Genomic DNA, 19,637 nt, shown 5'->3' on the forward strand with positions numbered 1-19,637 from the left:
AATAAATCTTTTGATAACCATGTTGTACAATCATTTACCCCGGGTTGCTCATCGCGCGAGATGACAGTGCATTGCCTCGGGGGATTTCATGAATATGACAATTGGCCGGAAGCTGCTTGCAAGCTTTGCATTGATTGTCTGCGTCGTCCTCGGCGCGGGCGTGATCACCCACAACGCGGTCTCCGACCTCGGCGCGCGAGGGCTTGAACTGGGCGAACGCCTAGCTCCGCTTGGAGATGCCGCGATGGAGGTCAAGCTGACCGCCACCCATGCCCATCTCCTGTTCGAGGAGATCATGTCGGGCGACGAGGGCGAGGACATCAATGATGTGTGGAGCCTGATCGGTGAAAGCCGGTTCTACGCCAAAGCTATTCAGTCCGGTGGGGCAAGCAAAAAAGGGCTCATTCAGGCAACAGATTCTGAGCCGGTTCGCCAGTCGATGGCCAAGGTCCTGATCGGGCTCGATGAATTTGAACAAGTGGCACGGGACCGATACCGCAACATCGGCAAGGATGTCGCTGGAACTGATGCGGATGAGCGGTTTGACCAGGCGTTCGAAACCCTGCTCGCCGATGCGGACGTGGCTCAGGCGCTCATTCGTGGCGATATGGACGCCGCAAATGCGCATGTTCGTGAACTGACGGCTGAGGCCGGCATGCACCAGATGATCGCTGTCGGCGTCACCATGATTGTCGCGGTCTTCGCCTGGGTCTACCTCAATGGCCGGGTCGGTCTGCGCGCGGCAAGTCTGGCCCGGACAGCCGAAGCACTGGCTGCAGGCAACGTCAACACCCCGATCCCCTCCTGGACAAGCACGGATGAACTCGGGCAGTTGCGAAATGCCCTGAATGGTTTCCGCGCAGCGCTGACCGAACAACACGCTCTTGCAGAGCAGATGCGGAACTCGGAGCAGGCCGCGCAGCAGGAAAAGAGCGCGATGATGCGCAACCTCGCAGAACAGTTCCGGCAGAGCACCGAAAGCTATTTCACGTCTCTGGCGGATGCCTCGCGTCTTCTGGGGGAAGATGTCAGTGCCATGGATCACACGGCCCGGCGTAACACAGAGACGGTGACCCGGACGGCGGATGCTGCCGTCGAGGCCTCGGGCAACGTGGAGGCTGTTGCCGCTGCATCCGAGGAATTGTCGGCCTCGATTGCCGAGATCAGCCGGCAGGTGGCGACGACTGCGAAAGTCGTGGACACGGCGACGGTGCAGGCCGAGGCGACAAACTCGAAGATCGAGAGCCTTGCCGCAACAGCAGGGCGGATCGGCCAGGTGGTCACCTTGATCCAGGAGATCGCGGAGCAGACCAATCTCCTTGCCTTGAATGCGACGATCGAGGCCGCGCGTGCGGGCGAAATGGGCAAGGGTTTCGCGGTCGTTGCGTCCGAGGTCAAGCAACTGGCCAGCCAGACTGCAAAAGCCACGGACGAAATCGGCAAGCAGATTTCGGCAATCCAGGCCTCCACCGGCGAAGCGGTCGGGGCCATCGAGGCGATCACCCGGACAATGCGGGAGATCGACCAACATACCGCTTCGATCATCCGTTCTGTCGAGCAACAGGGCGCAGCGACAGGGGAAATCGCCAGCAACGCGCAGGTCACGTCGAGCCGGACGGCACAGATGGCGCAGGACATGTCCGGCATGCGCAGCAGCACCGAAGACACCATGGCCACGACGGATCGACTGCGCTCTTCGTCCAGGGCCGTTGCCGACCAGAGCAAGGCATTGCGATCAGCTGTTGATGGGTTCCTGAAACAACTGGCCGTTGCCTGAGGCCTGGGCTGCCGACACCTGACAAGCGCGACAAACCGTCTTATGGTCGGGCGCGAGACGGGGAGGCGCTCATGTTCGACCAGATCTACCAGCGCCGGCTGAAGGCTGACATCGAGACCTGGATCGCGCGCGGCTGGGTCAGCCCGGATGCGGCCGGTCACATCCTCGCCGAGGCCGGAAAGAGCGATGGCCGCAGCCGGTTGCCGATGGCGCTGGCAGCCGTCGGTGTCATCTGCGTTGCCCTCGCAATCACTGCCTTCATTGCTGCGAACTGGGATGGTATCCCCCGGGCTGTCCGGCTGCTCGGCATTGCCGCGTTGGTGATCGGGGCCAATCTTGCCGCCGCCCGCGCCGCCGCCCTCGGCCGCCACGGGATCGCAGATCTGGCCACGGCCTTCGCGGCGCTTGTCTTCACCGGGGGCCTGTCGTTGGTGGGGCAGATCTATCACCTGCCGCAGGACTGGGCCGGCGGCGCCCTGCTGATCACCCTTGGCAGTCTTGCTGCTGCCTGGCTCGGACAGTCACGTCTTACGCTGGCTTTCGCTGCCCTTGCAGCAATTGCGTGGCAGTGCTTGGCGGCTGAGGCGCATCCGGCGCTCCGGCTCGCAGAGGGAATGCTGAGCCTCGTCCTGGTCCTGGCCCTAGGGGCACATGCCGTCCGCTATCCAGCGCGCATGTCCCGCTGGGGCGTGATCCTGTTCGCCTATGTTGTCTACGGTCGCTGGCTTCTCATGGCGGCAGAGCAGGGCGCACGCGAGGAGGGTGTCCTCTCGATCGGTCTTTCCGCCTTGCCGGCTGCGATTATCCTGCTGGCTGTGGCGCTCGAACGTCGCGGCGGTTCGGGTGCCCATCTGGCCCGTATGGGTGGCGGATTGCGTCTGCTCGCCCGTTCGGCGAGCGAGGCCTCGCTCTTGGTCCTTCTGGCGCTTCTAATCATTACGCTTGTTGTGGCACTGGATGGCGCGAACCCGTTGCCGGCGTCGGTCTATCTTGCCGTGCCGGTTGGTCTGGCGCTGGCATTGATGCTGGTCGGGATCGGGCTGCTCATTCCCGTGGCCCGGCAGGACCTGACGGCGCTTCTGGTGCTTCTGGCGGTGCCTGGTGCTGTCGTCTGCGTGCTGATGGTGGTCTCTGTCCCGCACCAGGTTGTCCTGATTGCAGCGCTAGGGCTCGCAGTTTCCGTTGGTATTGCCATGGCCGGCGTCGTGTCGCATCAGTCGTTCTGGACGCTGGCCGGCCACGGCGCCTTTACGGTGCTGGCGCTGTGGCTGCTGTCTGAAACGGTTGGCAGCCTGCTCGGACAGGCCGTCTTCTTCCTCGTGGCCGGTCTGGTGCTGATCGGCATGGCACTGGTCACCGCCCGCAGCCTGAAGGCCGCCGCGCGCCGGGACGCAGTGAAGGCAGGTGCAGCATGACGATGCCATCTCAGTCCGGAACGGCCGAACCGGTTGGCGCAATCCGGCCGCTGCTGGCCGCGCCTTACCTGCGCTGGGGCCTGATCATCCTGCTGCAGCTTCTGCTCATCGGCCTGCCCCTGGCCGAGCGGGCAAGCGTGCATCTTCTCGGGCAAGAGGTGCGGCTGGAAGTGCGTCCCGTCGATCCGCGTGACCTGCTGCGGGGCGACTATGTGATCATCAACCTCGCGATCACGCAGCTGGATCCAGCCCTGCCGGGCCTCGAGCGGGAGATCCGGACCGGCGAGACGGTCTATGTTGAACTGGCAGCAGATGAAGGAGGCCTGTTCCAGCCTGTGGCGGTTCATCGCGATGCCGGCATGGCCAAGGGACCAGTGATCGCCGGAACCGCCGAGTATACCCGCCGGCCCGGCACCGCGCTCAACCTCGACTATGGCATCGATGCATTCTTCGTTCCCGAGGGGGAAGGGCTCGCCATCGAGAACACCGCGCCGGAGCGTATCAGCCTTGTGGTTTCGCTCGACAGGGCCGGACGTTCGGCTCCCCTGCGGCTGCTCGTCGATGGCCGGGAGATCCTGAACGACGCCGGCTTTTGACCCGGACCGCCGACACCTGTATGAGGGGCGCCCGAACCTCCAATCCAAGAGACCTGCCGCAATGACCGATCCGGTGCTTGAGACCCTGCTGCTGCCGCTGGAAAATGGCACCTTCGACCTGCCGGACGCGCCGCAGCGCGTTCTGTTCCTGCGTGCCCGCATGGGCAAGGATCTGGGATTGCTCGACAAGTCCCGCCTCGATCTGGTGCAGAGTTTCGCCCCTGACCGCGAGGCGCTGGCCGCTGGCGGCTATGAAGCGCAGCCCGACATTCGCGGCGAGACCTATGGCCTGGTGCTGCTGCTGCCGCCGCGCCAGAAGCAGGAAGCCCGTGCCCTGATCGCCGAGGCCTTCCGCCGGGTGGCGCCTGGGGGGCGCGTTGTCCTGTGTGCCGCCAACACCGAAGGCGCCAAGGCGTTCGAAAGTGATGTCGAGGCGCTGGCCGGAGAGTTGGAAGGCAAGCAGTCCAAGGCCAAGTGCCGCGTGGTCTGGGCGATCCGCGATGATGCGCGGCTGAATGCCTCGCTGCAGGCAGAGTGGGCCGAGGGCGATGCGCCGCGTCCGATCCTGGATGGCCGCTTTGTCAGCCGCCCGGGCCTGTTTGCCTGGGACCATGTCGATGCGGCGACGGACCTCCTCGTGCGCACGCTGCCCGTTGGCCTGTCCGGCATCGGGGCGGATCTGGGGGCGGGCTTCGGCGTCCTGACGGCCGGGGTGCTGGCCCGGTGCCCGAAGGTGGCAGCGCTGGACCTCTATGAGGCGGAGAAGCGCGCGCTGGATCTGGCGCGTCAGAACTTGGCTGCCGAGGCCGCACCGCGTCACTTGCAGTTCTTCTGGGCCGATGTCACCAAGGGACTTGGCCGGCCGCATGATTTCATCGTCATGAACCCGCCGTTCCATCAGGCGACCAAGGCCGACCGGACCGATGTTGGCCATGCCTTCATCCGCGCCGCTGCCAAGGGACTGAAGCCCGGTGGCAACCTCTGGATGGTCGCAAACCGGCATCTGCCCTATGAGGGCGTCATCAACGAGGTGTTCTCCGAGATGACCATTGTCGCCGATGAAGGCGGCTTCAAGGTCATCCATGCGCGCAAGGCCCGCGGCAAATGAGGCTGGTGAAGCTTCTGGCCAATCTTGGCTATGGCACGCGCAAGGAAATCCAGACGGTCATCCGCAATGGCTGGGTGACGGACCGCGCAGGCAATGCGCTGAAGGCTGATGCTCGCAACGAGCATGACGACATCCTGTTCGATGACGAGCCGCTGGATCCGGCGCAGGGCATGCTGCTGCTGCTGAACAAGCCGGTCGGCTACACCTGTTCGACCAAGGATCAGGGCAAGCTGGTCTATGACCTCCTGCCCGACCGGTTCCGCTATCGCAAGCCGGTGCTGTCCACCGTCGGCCGGCTGGACCGGGAGACCTCCGGCGCGCTGCTCTTCACCGATGACGGCACGCTGCTGCACCGGATCATCAGCCCCAAGGCCGAGGTGCCCAAGGTGTATGAAGCCGTGCTGGACCGGCCGCTGAAAGGCGACGAGGCCGCACTGTTTGCCTCCGGTGGCATGATGCTGGAGAGCGATGACAAGCCGCTGAAGCCGGCAGAACTGGAAGTGCTCGGCGAGAAACATGCCCGCCTCACGCTGCACGAGGGCCGCTATCATCAGGTCCGCCGCATGTTCGCTGCCACCGGCAATCACGTGAACGCTCTTGCCCGCGTCAGGATCGGCAACCTCACGCTTGACGGCCTGGAGGAAGGCAAGTGGCGGCTGCTGGATGCTGGCGATCTGGCGAGGGTGTTCGGGGAGTAGGCGGAAGGGCCTTCATGCGCGGATTTTGAGCGGTTGAGGTCGATTGGCATTTGCCAATCGACGCACGCTTCTGCATCCTTCAGTGCAGGAGGCAGGCAATGTCCCAAAGCACGATCGACCTTGAGTTTGTACTGCGCCAGCAACAGCAATTGCTTGACGAACTGCGCCTGTTGCGCAAAGACGTGTCCGATATACGCTCGCTTGCGGTGCAGACCGTTGAATACAGCCGCCGGATTGAACGGCGAGTGAGCGAGACTCGCGATGACATCGAGCTCATGCTCAAGGCGGAGCTCAGCGGTCGGCTCGCACACCTCGAGACGACCATCGAAGGCCAGTTGATGACCTTGTCATCCCGCATAGACGAAGCGGTTGCCGGATTTGCTTCGCCGAACTCCTAAGCCAGCAATCGTGCCAAGCCCGTCAAATGCCGGACTGTCACCCCTCGGCTTCTTCCTTCAGCATCTCCAGTTCCAGCCACTGTTCTTCGGCTGCGTCCTTTTCGCCGGTCAGCTTGGTGATCTCGGCTGACAGTTTGGCGAAGCGGTCCGGGTTTTTGGTGTAGAGCGCAGGGTCGGCCATTTCGGTCTGGAGCTTTTCCAGCTTCTTCGTCAGGGCTTCGATGGTGCCTGGCAGGGTTTTCAGCAGGTGTAACTGGCTGAAGGACAGCTTTGTCTTGGCGGCAGGTTTTTGCGCTGCTGGAGCCGAAGCCTTGGCAGCCTTGGCCTGCTGCTTCTCGGCCACCTTGCGGGCCGTGACGCCCTCGCCGCGCTGGGCCACCATGTCGGAATAGCCGCCCGCATATTCCTGCCACTTGCCTTCCCCCTCCGACACGATGACCGATGTGGCCACCCGGTCGAGGAAGTCGCGGTCATGGCTGACGAGCAGAACCGTGCCGTCGTAGTCGCCGAGCAATTCCTGCAGCAGGTCCAGCGTTTCGAGATCAAGGTCGTTGGTCGGTTCGTCAAGCACCATGATGTTGGACGGGCTGGCCAGCGCGCGGGCCAGCATCGCACGGGCCCGCTCGCCGCCGGAGAGCACGCCGACGGGGGTTCTTGCCTGTTCGGGAGCGAACAGGAAGTCCTTCATGTAGGCGATCACGTGCTTGGTCTCGGTGCCGAGCACCACGGTGTCGCCGCGCCCGCCGGTGAGGACGTTCGACAGCGTTTCGTCCGGATTGAGCTTCTCGCGCTTCTGGTCGAGCGTCACCATCTGCAGGTTGGTGCCCAACCGGATGCTGCCGGTATCGGGGGCGAGTTCACCGGTCAGCATCTTCAGCAGTGTTGTCTTGCCCGCGCCATTGGCACCGATGAAGCCGACACGGTCGCCGCGCTGGATGCGGGTCGAGAAGTTGGCGACGATGGTCCGCTCGCCATAGGTCTTGGAGGCGGACTTGGCCTCGACCACCAGCTTGCCCGAGGTTTCACCTTCGGTCACGGCCAGTTTGGCCGAGCCTTGCGGGCCACGGTGGTTGCGGGCCTTGTCGCGCAGATCGGCAAGCTCGCGCACGCGGCGCATGTTGCGCTTGCGCCGGGCGGTGACGCCATAACGCATCCAGTGCTCCTCGCGCTTGATCTGCTGCGCGAGTTTCTGCTGGTCGCGTTCCTCCTGCTCGAACACCTCGTCCCGCCAGGCCTCGAAATGCTCGAAACCCCGGTCCATGCGGCGGGTGGTGCCGCGGTCGACCCAGATGGTGGCACGGGAGAGATTCTCCAGGAATCGCCGGTCATGCGAGATCAGCACGATGGCTGACTTCAGTCCCTTCAACTCGCTTTCCAGCCATTCGATGGCCGGTAGGTCGAGATGGTTCGTCGGCTCGTCCAGCAGCAGGATGTCCGGCTCGGGGGCCAGCGCCCGGGCCAGCGCCGCGCGGCGCGCTTCGCCACCGGACAGGCTGCGCGGATCCTCCTTGCCGGTGAGGCCGAGAACCTCCAGCAGATAGGGCGCGCGATAGGGATCATCGCCGGGCGCCAGGCCGTCGTTCACATAGTCCAGAATGGTGGCATAGGCCGACAGGTCAGGCTCCTGCGGCAGGTAGCGCAGGGTGCGGCCGGGCTGCAGGAAGAACTCGCCCTGATCGGCCTCGATCAATCCCGCAGCAATCTTCAGCAAAGTCGACTTGCCGGATCCGTTGCGGCCGACGAGGCAGAGCCGGTCGCCCTCTGATACGCTGAGGTCTGCTCCGGTCAGGAGCGGGGTCGAGCCGAAGGTCAGGTGAATGTCACGCAGGATCAGAAGCGGAGGAGCCATGGATTTCCGGAACTTGGAGGCGAAAGGCGGGTAGCGCCGCCGTATTGTGGCGAGAGGAACGCCATCTTGGCCCCGGTTGCAAGGGGCTCGCCGGATACGACAGGATTGTTTTTTCTTTTTTGTGTGATCGCGCCGCGCTCCACCCGCTGTGGACAACGCAAGACTCCTTGTTGCCCAAAGGGGAAGTCTGCAAATCCAGATTGAAAGATGGTTGTTCAAGGGTGCGGTGGGGTGAATATAATTTCCTGAATGAACTGTTAACCGGATGAAATTCGCTTATTCAATGCAGAACGCGGAAAGCGCCGTTGCGGCACGGTTGATCTCCAATCCGACGCGTGGAATCGTCGGCACCCTACCGGAACAGGTAGCCTTCATTGCGAAGAGGGGAGACAAACATGTTTAAATCAGCCCGGATGTCTATTCTGGCGACGGCCCTTATGGCCGCCACGTCGATGAGCGCCATGGCCGAGGTGGTCTACCACCGCGGCAACTCTGGTGATCCCGAGACCCTGGATCAGCACAAGACTTCGACGGTTGTCGAGGCCCACGTCCTGCGTGACCTTTACGAAGGTCTCGTTGCCTATTCCGCCGCTGGCGAGATTATCCCCGGCGTTGCGGAAAGCTGGACCACGTCTGAAGACGGCAAGACCCTCACCTTCAAACTGCGCCAGAACGCCAAGTGGTCGAACGGTGACCCGGTCGTTGCCGGCGACTTCGTGTTCTCGCTCCAGCGCATCATGAACCCGGAGACTGGCGCTAAATACGCCAACATCCTCTACCCGATCCTCAACGCCGAGGAAGTTAACAAGGGCACCGCCAAGCCGGAAGAGCTGGGCGTGAAGGCCGTCGACGACCTCACCCTGGAGATCACCCTGAAGGCTCCGACGCCGTACTTCGTCGACCTTCTGGCCCACCAGACAGGACTGCCGGTGCATCCGGCGACCGTGCAGAAACACGGCACCGACTTCGTCAAGCCGGAGTTTTTCGTCAGCAACGGCCCCTTCGTCCTGAAGGAGTTCGTTCCGAACTCCCACATCAAGGCGGTGAAGAACCCGAATTTCCATGACGCTGCCAACGTCAAGATCGACACGGTGATGTTCCACCCGACCGAAGATCGCGGCGCTGCGCTGCGCCGTTTCCAGGCCGGTGAACTTCACTCCAACGATGATATCCCGACCGAACAGGTCGCCTTCATCCGCAAGGAACTGGGCGACCAGTTCAAGGTTGCCCCATATCTCGGCACCTATTATTTCGCCGTCAACATGAAGAACGAATCCTTGGCCAAGAAGGAAGTGCGTCAGGCGCTCTCGATGGCCGTTGACCGTGACTTCCTTGCCGAGGAAATCTGGGGTGGCACCATGGTGTCGGCCTACTCGCTGGTGCCCCCGGGCATCAACAACTACGGTGAGCCGGCATTTGCGTCCTACAAGGACATGTCGCAGATCGACCGCGAGGAAAAGGCCGCCGAGTTGCTGAAGGCTGCCGGCTACGGCCCGGACAAGCCGCTGAAGATCGAAATCCGCTACAACACCTCGGAAAACCACAAGAACACGTCGGTTGCCCTGGCTGACATGTGGAAGCCGCTCGGTGTCGAAGTGACGCTGCTCAACACGGACCTGAAGACCCACTATGCGCATCTGCGTGACAAGGGAGCCTTCGATCTCGCCCGTGCCGGCTGGATCGGGGATTACTCCGACCCGCAGAACTTCCTGTTCCTCGTTGAATCCGACAATGACGGCTTCAACTACGCAAACTACAACAACCCGGACTACGACAAGCTGATGGATGAGGCGGCCGCAACGACCGACCTCGAGAAGCGTGCCGAGATCCTGAAGCAGGCCGAGACCATCTTCATGGACGACCTGCCGTTCATCCCGATGCTGTACTACGCATCCAAGAACCTGGTGTCCCCGAAGCTCAAGGGCTTCGAAACCAACCTGCAGGACGTACATCCGACCCGCTTCATGAGCATTTCGGAATAAGGCACTCGTCAGGAGCCGGCCGCGCTTTTCAATGCGCGGTCGGCTTTTCTGCGGACATCAAATGCACAGGCTGTGGATGCCGCGTGCACTGATCTTGCCGACAGGACGGGATCAGTTCGCAGCTAAGCTTTGAGCTGAACAAGAAAATCACAAGGGCAGGGCCATGTCGCGCTACGTGCTGGAAAGGCTGCTCGGGGCTATCCCGACGCTGTTCCTGATCGTCACCATTTCCTTTTTCCTGATCCGAATTGCGCCGGGGGGGCCGTTCGATCTGGAGCGGCCACTGGAAGCCAAGGTGATGGAGAACCTCAACCGGATCTATCATCTCGATGAGCCGCTCTGGCAGCAGTACCTGATCTACCTGAAGAGCGTTGCCCAGCTCGATTTTGGCCCGAGCTTCTATTTCCGCGACTTCTCGATCAACGAGTTGTTCGCAGCCAGCCTGCCGATCTCCATCCAGCTCGGCCTGACGGCCCTGGCGCTTGCGCTGGTCGTCGGCGGTGTTCTGGGTGTCGTGGCCGCGCTGCGCCAGAACCATGGCACCGACTATGCGGTAATGGCAGCGGCAACCCTCGGCGTGACGGTGCCGAACTTCGTGGTGGCCCCGGTGCTGACGTTGATCCTTGGCGTCTGGCTCGGCTGGCTGCCGGTTGGTGGCTGGAATGGCGGGGCGATCGTGAACACGATCCTGCCCGTCGTCACCCTGGCCTTGCCGCAGATTGCCGTCGTGGCGCGCCTGACCCGTGGGTCGATGATCGAAGCCCTGCGCTCCAACCATGTGCGCACGGCTCGCGCCTATGGCCTGTCGTCCTGGACGGTGATTGTCGTCCACGCGCTGCGCGGGGCGATCCTGCCGGTCGTCTCCTATCTCGGGCCAGCTGCTGCGGCACTGCTGACCGGGTCTGTGGTGGTCGAGACGATTTTTGGTATCCCCGGGATCGGGCGCTATTTCGTGCAAGGGGCCCTCAACCGCGACTACACCCTTGTGATGGGCACGGTCGTGGTCGTTGCCTGTTTCGTCATCCTGTTCAACCTGATCGTGGACCTGCTCTATGCAGTCCTTGATCCGCGCGTTCGCTTTGATTGAGGAGAAAGCGTGATGAGTGTCTCCTCCGTGGAAGCCGTTCCGCTGCCGGTCAAGGGGCGTTCCCTCTGGGACGATGCCCGTGATCGCCTGCTGAAGAACCGCGCGGCTGTTGCCAGCATGATCGTGCTGACGCTGATTACCCTGATCTCTATTATTGGCCCCTGGTTGTCGCCGCATGGCTATGACCAGGTGTACCGGGACTATGTCAAGGTTCCGGCGAGCCTGACGGCCTATCCGCTGCCGGAACAGGTCGAGCCGGCTTTTCTGTCGGCATTGAGGAGGGCGCGCCTCGAGACCGAAGGTTTCCTGCAGGAGGGCAACACGGTCTCGGTCCGCGTCTCGTCGAGCCGCGAGATCGATCCGCGCTCGGTGCAATATGTCGATCGCAGTGACCTGTTCAAGAATGCAAGGTTCGAGGACTTTGCTGACGACAAGACCTCGGCCGTCATCAAGGCCGACATTCGCCATCTGCATTTCTATTTCGGCACGGACGCCAATGGCCGTGACCTGATGACCCGCACGTTCATCGCCGGTCGCGTGTCGCTGACCATCGGCTTGCTCGCCACCTTCGTCGCGATTTCGATCGGTGTGGTCTATGGCGCTGCCTCGGGCTATCTCGGCGGACGGATCGACCAGGTGATGATGCGAGTCGTCGACGTGCTCTACTCGCTGCCCTTCATCTTCTTCGTCATCATGCTGGTGGTGTTCTTCGGTCGGAATTTCGTGCTGATGTTCATCGCGGTCGGCGCTGTCGAATGGCTCGACATGGCCCGGATTGTGCGAGGCCAGACGCTGACCATCAAGCGGCAGGAATATGTGCAGGCGGCCGAGGCCATGGGCGTGTCGAATGGTGGTATCCTGCGCCGGCATGTTATCCCGAACACGCTGGGTCCGGTCGTCGTCTACATGACGCTCCTGGTGCCGAAGGTGATCCTGCTGGAGAGCTTCCTGTCCTTCCTGGGCCTTGGTGTTCAGGAGCCGATGACGAGCTGGGGCGTGCTGATTTCCGAAGGCGCGCGCAACCTGCAAGGCTCGGTCTGGATGCTCGTGTTTCCGTCGATTTTCCTGACGTCGACACTGTTCGCGCTGAACTTCATCGGCGACGGGCTGCGCGACGCTCTTGATCCGAAGGACCGCTGAGGGACATGGACATGACCACCACACGCGAAACGGTCCTGAAGATCGAGGACCTGAAGGTCGATTTCACCACCAACTCCGGCGCCGTCAATGCGGTGCGCGGTGTCAATATTCACGTCGATGCTGGCGAAACCGTCGCCATCGTGGGCGAAAGCGGCTCCGGCAAGAGCCAGACCATGATGGCTGCCATGGGCCTGCTGGCCTCCAATGGCAAGACCGCCGGGAAGGTCGTCTATGGCGGGGAGAACATTCTCGGCTTGCCGATTTCCCGCCTCAACACCATCCGCGGCAAGAAGATCACCATGATCTTCCAGGAGCCGATGACCTCGCTGGATCCGCTCTACACCATCGGCCGGCAACTCGCCGAACCCATGGTGGAACATGGCGGCCTGAGCTGGGCGGCGGCGAAGGAGCGGGCGCTCGAACTGCTGAAACTCGTCAACATCCCCGAGCCGGAGCGCAAGCTGAAGTCTTATCCGTATGAACTTTCCGGCGGCCAGCGTCAGCGCGTCATGATCGCCATGGCGTTGTCGAACAACCCGGATGTCCTCATTGCCGACGAGCCGACAACCGCGCTGGACGTGACCACGCAGGCCCAGATCCTGGAACTGCTGGCCGACCTGCAAAAGCGGCTGGGCATGTCGGTCGTGTTCATCACCCATGACCTCGGCATCGTCCGGCGCATTGCCGACCGTGTGTATGTGATGCGCCAGGGCGAGGTGGTGGAAGAGGGGGAAACGGCCAAGATTTTTGCCGCGCCTTCCCACCCCTATACCAAGATGCTGCTCGACGCAGAGCCGGAAGGGCACAAGCCCGCCGTTGCCGACAGCCGCCCGGCGGTGATCGAGGGCCAGAAGGTGCGCGTCGAGTTTGCGCTGGGTGGCGGGCTGTTGACCAAGCCCTTCATCCTGACGGCCGTCAATGATGTGTCCCTGGTCCTGCGCGAAGGCCAGACGCTCGGCATCGTGGGTGAAAGCGGCTCGGGCAAGTCGACGCTTGGCCGTGCGCTGCTGGGCCTTCTGCCCGCAGAGGGCCGCGTGATGTTCAAGGGCCAGCAGATCAGCGGCAAGAGCCGCTCGGAGCTGCGCGGCCTGCGCAAGCACATGCAGCTGGTGTTCCAGGACCCGTTCGGATCTCTCAGCCCGCGCATGACCGTAGGCCAGATCATCACCGAGGGTCTTCTGGTGCACGAGCCTTCGCTCGACTGGGCCGAGCGGGACCGCCGTGCCTGCCAGGCGCTGGAAGAGGTGTCGCTGGATCCGGCCATGCGCAACCGCTATCCGCACGAGTTCTCGGGCGGCCAGCGCCAGCGCATCGCCATTGCCCGCGCCATGGTGCTGAAGCCGGAGCTGATGGTTCTGGACGAGCCGACCTCAGCGCTTGATCGCACGATCCAGAAGCAAATCGTCACGCTGCTGCGCGACCTGCAGGCCGCCCATGGCCTGACCTATCTGTTCATCAGCCATGATCTTGCTGTCGTGCGCGCGATGGCCGACACGGTCATGGTGATGCAGCATGGCAAGGTCGTGGAAGCAGGGCCGACGGAGGCAATTTTCGAGGCGCCGCGTGAGGACTACACGCGCAAGCTGATTGCCGCCGCGATGCTGGAAACGCTGGCTGCCTGATCTGATTGTCTATGCGAAGGCACAAGACGCAAAAGACGGGGCGATCCGGTGATCGTCCCGTTTTCTGTATGAGATCCGCTGTGCTGCCTTTCAGGCTGCCTGCCTTGCTTCAGGATGGGGCAACGGTGGACCCGGGCGGCAATTGCGCCAGATCCTCGGATTGTGCGTTGCCAAACACTTTCTGATAGATCGCCGGCGCGAAAGCCTGGATGTTGCTCATGATATGTTCCCGCATCCGCTGACGGCACAGAGCGGGATCGCCACCCTCAAGCGCCTCGATGACGAGCCGGTGCGGGTCCGGCCGCAATTCGCGCCAGAGTTCTGGCCCCTGCCGCTTCGAAATCGTGTAGCGATGCAGTTGCAGGAGAACGCGGCTGAGCAGGGGCATCAGGTTCGGCATGTCCGCCTGCTCGAACAGGCGCAGGTGAAAGGCCCGGTCCAGCAGCACAAGGTTATAAAGATCACCCGTTGCCTGGACAGCCCTGTACTCTGCGGCTGACTGGGTCAGGAACTGGCGCACCTCGGGATCAAGGCGAAGGGCTGCCCGTTCGATCGCGGTGCATTCCAGCTCCAGCCGCAACCGCACAAACGCCTCGGCTTCTGCCTCCGACAACTGGGTCACATAGGTGCCGTGATAGCCCTTGCGGTCAACGAGACCATCCTGTTCGAGGCGCAGCAAGGCTTCGCGCACGGTGCCTTGCGCGCAGGAGTAATCCTGCGCGATCGCCTGCTCGGTCAGGATGCTTGCACCGGTCAACTCGCCAAGCACCATCTTGCGCTTCAGGTCGCAATAGACGTGGTTGCTCTTGCGACCGCCTTCAGCGGCATGAAGTGCGTGCAGCGTGGTCAGGACGATGGAGGATGCCACTTCGCTCATGCTCCCCCCCGGTCAGCCACATCTGGCGAGACTATTAAATGGCAGTGCACGCGAGGGCGCGCTGATATCTGGACCAACTTGTCCCATCCCCTTCAGGCAGTACGTTTGCGAATTACAAATCAAACAACAAAAATAAACGGACCCTACTATAGACAGATCCGGCATCCTGCTACCGCATTTGGCGGGAGGAAGGCGATAACATCTTCGCGAGTTGAGCCCTGATCTACAGGCCGGAGCTCTCGATCACACCCAGCCAGTTGCGCCAGGCGATGCGGGCAATCAGGTCTTCGCCATAGCCGGCCTTCCGGAAGGCCTCCATCAGCGCGGGCAAGCCGCCGACATCGCCAATCGCGCGCGGGACGACACAGCCATCAAAGTCAGATCCGAGCCCGACATGATCTTCGCCAAGCCGGCTGATCAGATGGTCCGCGTGGCGGATGATGGTCTCCAGCGCTGTATCGGCATCGTGCCGTCCGTCCTCGCGCAGGAAGGCGACGTGGAAATTGATGCCGACAAGCCCCTTGCTTTCTGCGATGGCGTCGAGCTGCCGGTCTGTGAGGTTGCGGGCGGTCGGGCAGATGGCATGGGCGTTGGAATGCGAGGCGATCAGCGGTCGTTCGCTGAGCCTTGCCACGTCCCAGAACCCCTTTTCGGTGATATGCGACAGGTCGATCAGCAGGCCCATGCGATTGCAGCGGCGCACCAGGTCGCGGCCAAGATCGGTCAGGCCGTCGCCGGTATCAGGGGACGAGGGAAACGCCATCGGGACCCCGTCGCTGAAGATGTTGCGCCGGCTCCAGACAGGTCCGATTGACCTCAGTCCGGCCGCATGGAGTACATCCAGTGCAACAAAGTCCGGGTCAATCGCCTCGGCGCCCTCGATGTGCAGCACCATCACCAGCTGCCCTGCGGCCATTGCGTCCCTGATATCCCTGGAACTGCGGCATATCCGGATGGCCTCCGGGGCTTGCTGTTCGAGCCGGAAGGCGCGCGCCATCATGCGCAGGGTGTAGTCGAGTGCATCTGGCTGGGACAGGCGCCCAAAATGTCGTGGGTCCGAATTGGGTATGGCCCGGATTTCAGCTTGGGATCGAACCGAGGGGACGAACATTGCAAACAGTCCCCCGGCAAATCCGCCTTTGCGGGCCCGGGACAGGTCAATGTGGTCCTCTGTGCTCTCGTCGAAAAACGAACGGGCTCGGCCGCCCTGCTCACGCATTTCCAGCTTCAGCAAAGTATCGTTGTGGCCATCGAACACGGGAACGAGCGGCTGCGAGATCGGCGAATCACTCACGAAGCAGTCTTTCGGCAGGGTATGGACAGGGCAGGGGCGGAAACTCACGATTGCCGCCATCTTATAAGACACCGGTGGTATGGGGCTGGCAAGTCTTCGCCGATGCGACGGACGGGTGCTTTCGGGGCGAAGTGCAGCACAAATGTGACGGATCCGCTTCTCTCGCGCGGTTTTGATCGGGCAAAGCCGATGCCCCATTGCCTTTTGCTCCGGTCACGGCGCAAAAGGGGCATTATTGCTTGCCTCCTGAATTTCTGAAGGTGACCTGAATGGCAGTTGATCATGCAGATGAGACTCCGATTGCAGACCTGGGCCTGAGCCGACGGGGCTTTCTGGGCGGTGCATCCCTGTTGCTGGCCAGCGCGCTCGCGGGATGCCAGTCCGTCGGCCTTCCAACCACAGTCGGCCTGCCTGGCCAGCCGCCGTTGCCAGATCAGACGTTCGACTACGCCCTGGCCTATGCCGGCCGGAAGGATGGCGAGTTTGAGATCCCCGCGATCAAGTACCAGAACTTCGATCGCAAGTTCTGGCGACAGGTCGTGCATTATCCCAATGATCTGGATCCCGGCTCGATCATCGTCGATCCGCACCACCACTTCCTCTACTGGACGCTTGGCCGTGACAAGGCGCTGCGTTACGGCATCGGCGTCGGCAAGGCCGGCTTTGCCTGGGCCGGGGTTGCCGTGATCCGGATGAAGCAAGAATGGCCGCGCTGGTTCCCGCCGAAGGAAATGATCGCGCGCCGTCCGGAACTGAAGAAATACGACAAGGAGCCGATGGAAGGCGGGCCGAAGAACCCGCTGGGTGCGCGTGCGCTTTATCTCTGGCAGGGCAATGTCGACACCCTGTACCGGATCCATGGCACATATGAACCGGACAGCATCGGCCGCAGCGTTTCAAGCGGTTGTATCCGCATGTGGCATCAGGACGTCATCGATCTGTACCAGCGCGTCCCGATGAAGACCCATGTCTTCGTCATCGGCCCGGACGGCTCGATCCCGAAGGCCCCGCCGAGGCCGCAGGATCCGGTGCTGACGATCCCGAATTGATTGGCGTTATCGTTTGATGAAAGGCCCAGACTGCTGACAAACCCTCAATGGTCATCCCGGACGCAGCGAAGCGAAGATCCGGGACCGGAGAGCCAAAGTCTCTCCGAGGTTACCTCATTGAAACATAGGGGCCTCGACTCTCCGGTCCCGGCTCGGCTCTACGCTTGGCCGGGATGACTTCGGTGAGGTAGAGGTTTGTCATCAAGCTCAGGCCCTGCATTGCAGGGCCTTTTTGATTTCAGGAGAACAACACGGCCAGTTCAGGCGCCAATCACAGGCGTGAGCGCAACGTCGGTTAGGATTGCTGCGAAATGGCAGACCGCGGCGGCAAGGACGAAGACGTGCCAGATGGCGTTCTGGAACGGCAGGGACTTCCAGGCGTAAAACGCTGTGCCGGCCGAATAGAGCGCGCCGCCGGCCACAAGCAGCCAGAACCCGGCCGGTGAGGCGTTCTCGATCAGCGGCTGGTAGGCAAAGACGATTACCCAGCCAAGTGCGAGGCAGATCGGTACGGTGAACTTGTCGAAGCGTTTCAACTGGATCAGCTTGAGGGTCGCCCCCGCGAGTGCGCCGGCCCAGACTATGGCGAGCACGATTGCGCCAGGCCAGCCGCCAATCACCATCGCGGCAAAGGGCGTATAAGTGCCTGCGATCATCAGGAAGATCGCCGCATGGTCCAGGCGCCGGAACAGGCTGGCGTGGTTGTTCTTGGCCAGCATGTTGTAAAGCGCGGAGCAGATGAGCATGGCCATCAGACAGGCCGTGTAGACGGAAATGCTGGCGATGCGGCCGGCGCCTGCATCGGGTATCACCAGCGACAGCAGGATGATGGTGGCCGCCAGTCCAAGCGCAATGCCGATGATGTGAACTGTGCTGTCTGCGATATATTCGGCTTTTGTCTGCGCGCGCATGCGGGCTCCCCTGAATTTGGCCGCAGATTACCGTTGACGTAACCGGTAAGGCAACCTTGCTTCACATGACAATTCGGAGGGATCGTAAAGGCGCAGGGCGAATGTGCTTGTCTCCTCGTCGCATGGCAACGGGCATGCGGTGGAAAAGCCGCCTTTCCTGTGGTGAAACACTCAAGGGTCAGGCTCACGGCGGCCATGGGGTTTTGACCTTGCTCCCGAATCGCGGGACTGTTCGCACCGTGGTATTCCGGCGTGCGACACCCGTTGCCCCGGGCCGTTTCCCGCACTACAGGAGACGGGCAGGGCACCGGTTACGGGACATGGAATGACGGTCAGCATCGATATCGGCGAAATGACGGGCGGCGCCCGGGCCCTGATGGATCTTGAGGAGCTTCTGGCGACCCGGTTGCTGGTTCAGGGCAATTCCGGCTCCGGAAAGTCGCATCTGCTGCGCCGTCTGCTGGAGCAGTCCGCCGGCTGGGTGCAGCAGGCCATCATCGACCCGGAGGGGGATTTTGTCAGTCTGGCTGACAAGTTCGGCCATGTGGTGGTCGATGCCGTCGGCACCGAGCGCGATCTGCAGATGATTGCCGCCCGCGTGCGTCAGCACCGTGTGTCGGTCATTCTCAATCTTGAGGGGCTCGACGCTGACCGGCAGATGAAGGCTGCGGCGACCTTCCTCGATGGGCTGTTTGATGCCGATCGGGATCAATGGTATCCGATGCTGGTCGTTGTGGACGAGGCGCAGCTGTTTGCGCCGGCCGCTGCCGGAGAGGTCTCCGAAGAAGCCCGCCGCCGCTCGCTGACGGCCATGACGAATCTGATGTGCCGTGGCCGCAAGCGCGGTCTTGCCGGCATTATCGCCACGCAACGTCTGGCAAAGTTGGCCAAGAATGTGGCGGCTGAAGCGTCCAATTTCTTGATGGGCCGCACGTTCCTCGACATTGACATGGCCCGGGCCGCAGACCTCCTCGGCATGGAACGCCGACAGGCGGAGGCATTCCGCAATCTGGATCGGGGGCACTTCGTGGCGCTTGGCCCGGCCATGTCCCGCCGTCCGGTCCCGGTGAAGATCGGTCCGGTAGAGACCATGGGGCGCGGCGGCGGACCGAAGCTCACCCCGCTGCCGGAGCAGCCGGCCGAGGACGCCAAGGATCTCATCTTCACCCCGACCGCAGACGAAGCGATCCGCATCAGGACCCGCGCGCCGGAGCCGGTGTCCACGGCGGAGATCCTGAGCCAGTTGTCGGCAGCCGGGCGTCATGAGGCCGCACGCAACAGCGCGCCCGCCCAGCCGGACGAGCCGCCGATCGATCTGGCGGCGCGGGAGGCGGCCGTCGAGGACATCATGACCGCGATCCTCGCCGAGCAGGATGCCGCGTTCCTGCCGGTGGCGACGCTGTACCAGGATTTCCAGGTGCGTTGCCGCATCGCCAAGGTGCCGGGCGGTGTCCCGGATCTGGCCTATTTCCGCGAGAAGCTCTCCGTTGCCCGCGCCGGTGTCGATGCGGGGGAGGTGGACACTGGCGACTGGGAGCGGGCGGCTCTGATCGCGGCCGAACTTCCCGAAGACATGCGCGGTGTCTACTTGCTGCTGGCCAAGGCGGCGCTTGCCAAGGCGCCGTGCCCGCCCAATGCCGAGATCGCCAAAGCCTATGGCACAAGGTCGCCCGGCCGCGCCCGCTGGCTACTGGCCCATATGGAGGAACGCGGTTTTCTCGTCTGCGCGACCGACATGCGCGGCAACCGGATCGTCACCTTGAGCGATCTTGGCTGGCAGACGGCGCCGGGCGACGCGGAAGCCGCTGCCTGACCTGAGATACGAAAAGGGCGC

The 19,637-nt window shown here is 62.6% G+C and carries 16 protein-coding genes; 12 read left to right on the plus strand and 4 right to left on the minus strand.

Annotated elements, in window-relative coordinates; genetic code table 11:
* Nucleotides 1–88: 88 nt before the first annotated feature.
* The 6 genes from C8348_RS03325 to C8348_RS03350 all read left to right on the plus strand — a co-directional run bounded on the left by C8348_RS03325 (nt 89) and on the right by C8348_RS03350 (nt 5,992).
* On the plus strand, nt 89–1,777 hold the full coding sequence (locus C8348_RS03325) for a methyl-accepting chemotaxis protein (RefSeq protein ID WP_106751845.1): 1,689 nt from the start codon (nt 89–91) through the stop codon (nt 1,775–1,777).
* A 71-nt stretch (nt 1,778–1,848) separates the two neighbouring features.
* Complete coding sequence (locus C8348_RS03330; protein ID WP_106751846.1) at nt 1,849–3,192, plus strand: DUF2157 domain-containing protein; 1,344 nt, start codon at nt 1,849–1,851, stop codon at nt 3,190–3,192.
* Nucleotides 3,189–3,788, plus strand: coding sequence for a GDYXXLXY domain-containing protein (locus C8348_RS03335; RefSeq protein WP_198646912.1), 600 nt, complete (start codon nt 3,189–3,191; stop codon nt 3,786–3,788). Before C8348_RS03330 ends, C8348_RS03335 begins: the two co-directional genes overlap by 4 nt.
* 61 nt (nt 3,789–3,849) lie before the next feature.
* Entirely contained in the window at nt 3,850–4,896 is a 1,047-nt protein-coding gene (locus tag C8348_RS03340) for a class I SAM-dependent methyltransferase (protein WP_106751847.1), read from the plus strand.
* A complete protein-coding gene (locus C8348_RS03345; protein WP_106751848.1) occupies nt 4,893–5,594 on the plus strand; it encodes a pseudouridine synthase in 702 nt (233 codons plus the stop codon). Before C8348_RS03340 ends, C8348_RS03345 begins: the two co-directional genes overlap by 4 nt.
* A 98-nt stretch (nt 5,595–5,692) precedes the next feature.
* Nucleotides 5,693–5,992, plus strand: a complete 300-nt coding sequence (locus C8348_RS03350; RefSeq protein WP_106751849.1) for a hypothetical protein — start codon at nt 5,693–5,695, stop codon at nt 5,990–5,992.
* A 37-nt stretch (nt 5,993–6,029) separates the two neighbouring features.
* Here the strand turns inward: C8348_RS03350 and C8348_RS03355 are convergent, their stop codons facing one another.
* On the minus strand, nt 6,030–7,841 hold the full coding sequence (locus C8348_RS03355; protein ID WP_106751850.1) for an ABC-F family ATP-binding cassette domain-containing protein: 1,812 nt from the start codon (nt 7,839–7,841) through the stop codon (nt 6,030–6,032).
* A gap of 395 nt (nt 7,842–8,236) precedes the next feature.
* Between C8348_RS03355 and C8348_RS03360 the strand changes: the two genes are divergently transcribed.
* From C8348_RS03360 to C8348_RS03375, 4 genes are all read left to right on the plus strand, one after another.
* On the plus strand, nt 8,237–9,823 hold the full coding sequence (locus C8348_RS03360) for a peptide ABC transporter substrate-binding protein (protein ID WP_106751851.1): 1,587 nt from the start codon (nt 8,237–8,239) through the stop codon (nt 9,821–9,823).
* Nucleotides 9,824–9,986: 163 nt separating this feature from the next.
* Complete coding sequence (oppB, locus tag C8348_RS03365) at nt 9,987–10,910, plus strand: oligopeptide ABC transporter permease OppB (protein ID WP_106751852.1); 924 nt, start codon at nt 9,987–9,989, stop codon at nt 10,908–10,910.
* A 12-nt stretch (nt 10,911–10,922) separates the two neighbouring features.
* The gene (locus C8348_RS03370) at nt 10,923–12,050 is read left to right on the plus strand and encodes an ABC transporter permease subunit (RefSeq protein WP_106751853.1); all 1,128 of its coding nucleotides are present in this window, start codon (nt 10,923–10,925) and stop codon (nt 12,048–12,050) included.
* Nucleotides 12,051–12,061: 11 nt separating this feature from the next.
* The gene (locus C8348_RS03375; protein ID WP_106752038.1) at nt 12,062–13,672 is read left to right on the plus strand and encodes an ABC transporter ATP-binding protein; all 1,611 of its coding nucleotides are present in this window, start codon (nt 12,062–12,064) and stop codon (nt 13,670–13,672) included.
* A gap of 109 nt (nt 13,673–13,781) precedes the next feature.
* On the opposite strand, the gene C8348_RS03380 is transcribed toward C8348_RS03375, so the two are convergent.
* Together C8348_RS03380 and C8348_RS03385 are read right to left on the minus strand one after the other, a co-directional pair.
* Nucleotides 13,782–14,549, minus strand: a complete 768-nt coding sequence (locus C8348_RS03380) for a GntR family transcriptional regulator (protein WP_106751854.1) — start codon at nt 14,547–14,549, stop codon at nt 13,782–13,784.
* Between the two features lie 223 nt (nt 14,550–14,772).
* Nucleotides 14,773–15,843 carry a dipeptidase gene (locus C8348_RS03385; protein WP_106752039.1) on the minus strand — a complete coding sequence of 357 codons (1,071 nt, stop codon included), beginning with the start codon at nt 15,841–15,843 and terminating at the stop codon, nt 14,773–14,775.
* 269 nt (nt 15,844–16,112) lie between these two features.
* Between C8348_RS03385 and C8348_RS03390 the strand changes: the two genes are divergently transcribed.
* The gene (locus C8348_RS03390; protein ID WP_106751855.1) at nt 16,113–16,892 is read left to right on the plus strand and encodes a L,D-transpeptidase; all 780 of its coding nucleotides are present in this window, start codon (nt 16,113–16,115) and stop codon (nt 16,890–16,892) included.
* A gap of 260 nt (nt 16,893–17,152) precedes the next feature.
* Here C8348_RS03390 and trhA read toward each other — a convergent pair whose 3' ends face one another.
* Entirely contained in the window at nt 17,153–17,803 is a 651-nt protein-coding gene (gene trhA / locus C8348_RS03395; RefSeq protein WP_106751856.1) for a PAQR family membrane homeostasis protein TrhA, read from the minus strand.
* Between the two features lie 325 nt (nt 17,804–18,128).
* Here trhA and C8348_RS03400 point away from each other — a divergent pair, with 325 nt between their 5' ends.
* Nucleotides 18,129–19,616 carry a helicase HerA domain-containing protein gene (locus tag C8348_RS03400; RefSeq protein ID WP_106751857.1) on the plus strand — a complete coding sequence of 496 codons (1,488 nt, stop codon included), beginning with the start codon at nt 18,129–18,131 and terminating at the stop codon, nt 19,614–19,616.
* Nucleotides 19,617–19,637 lie beyond the last annotated feature (21 nt).

Source organism: Pannonibacter carbonis, assembly GCF_003012935.1.
Lineage (GTDB): Bacteria > Pseudomonadota > Alphaproteobacteria > Rhizobiales > Stappiaceae > Pannonibacter > Pannonibacter carbonis.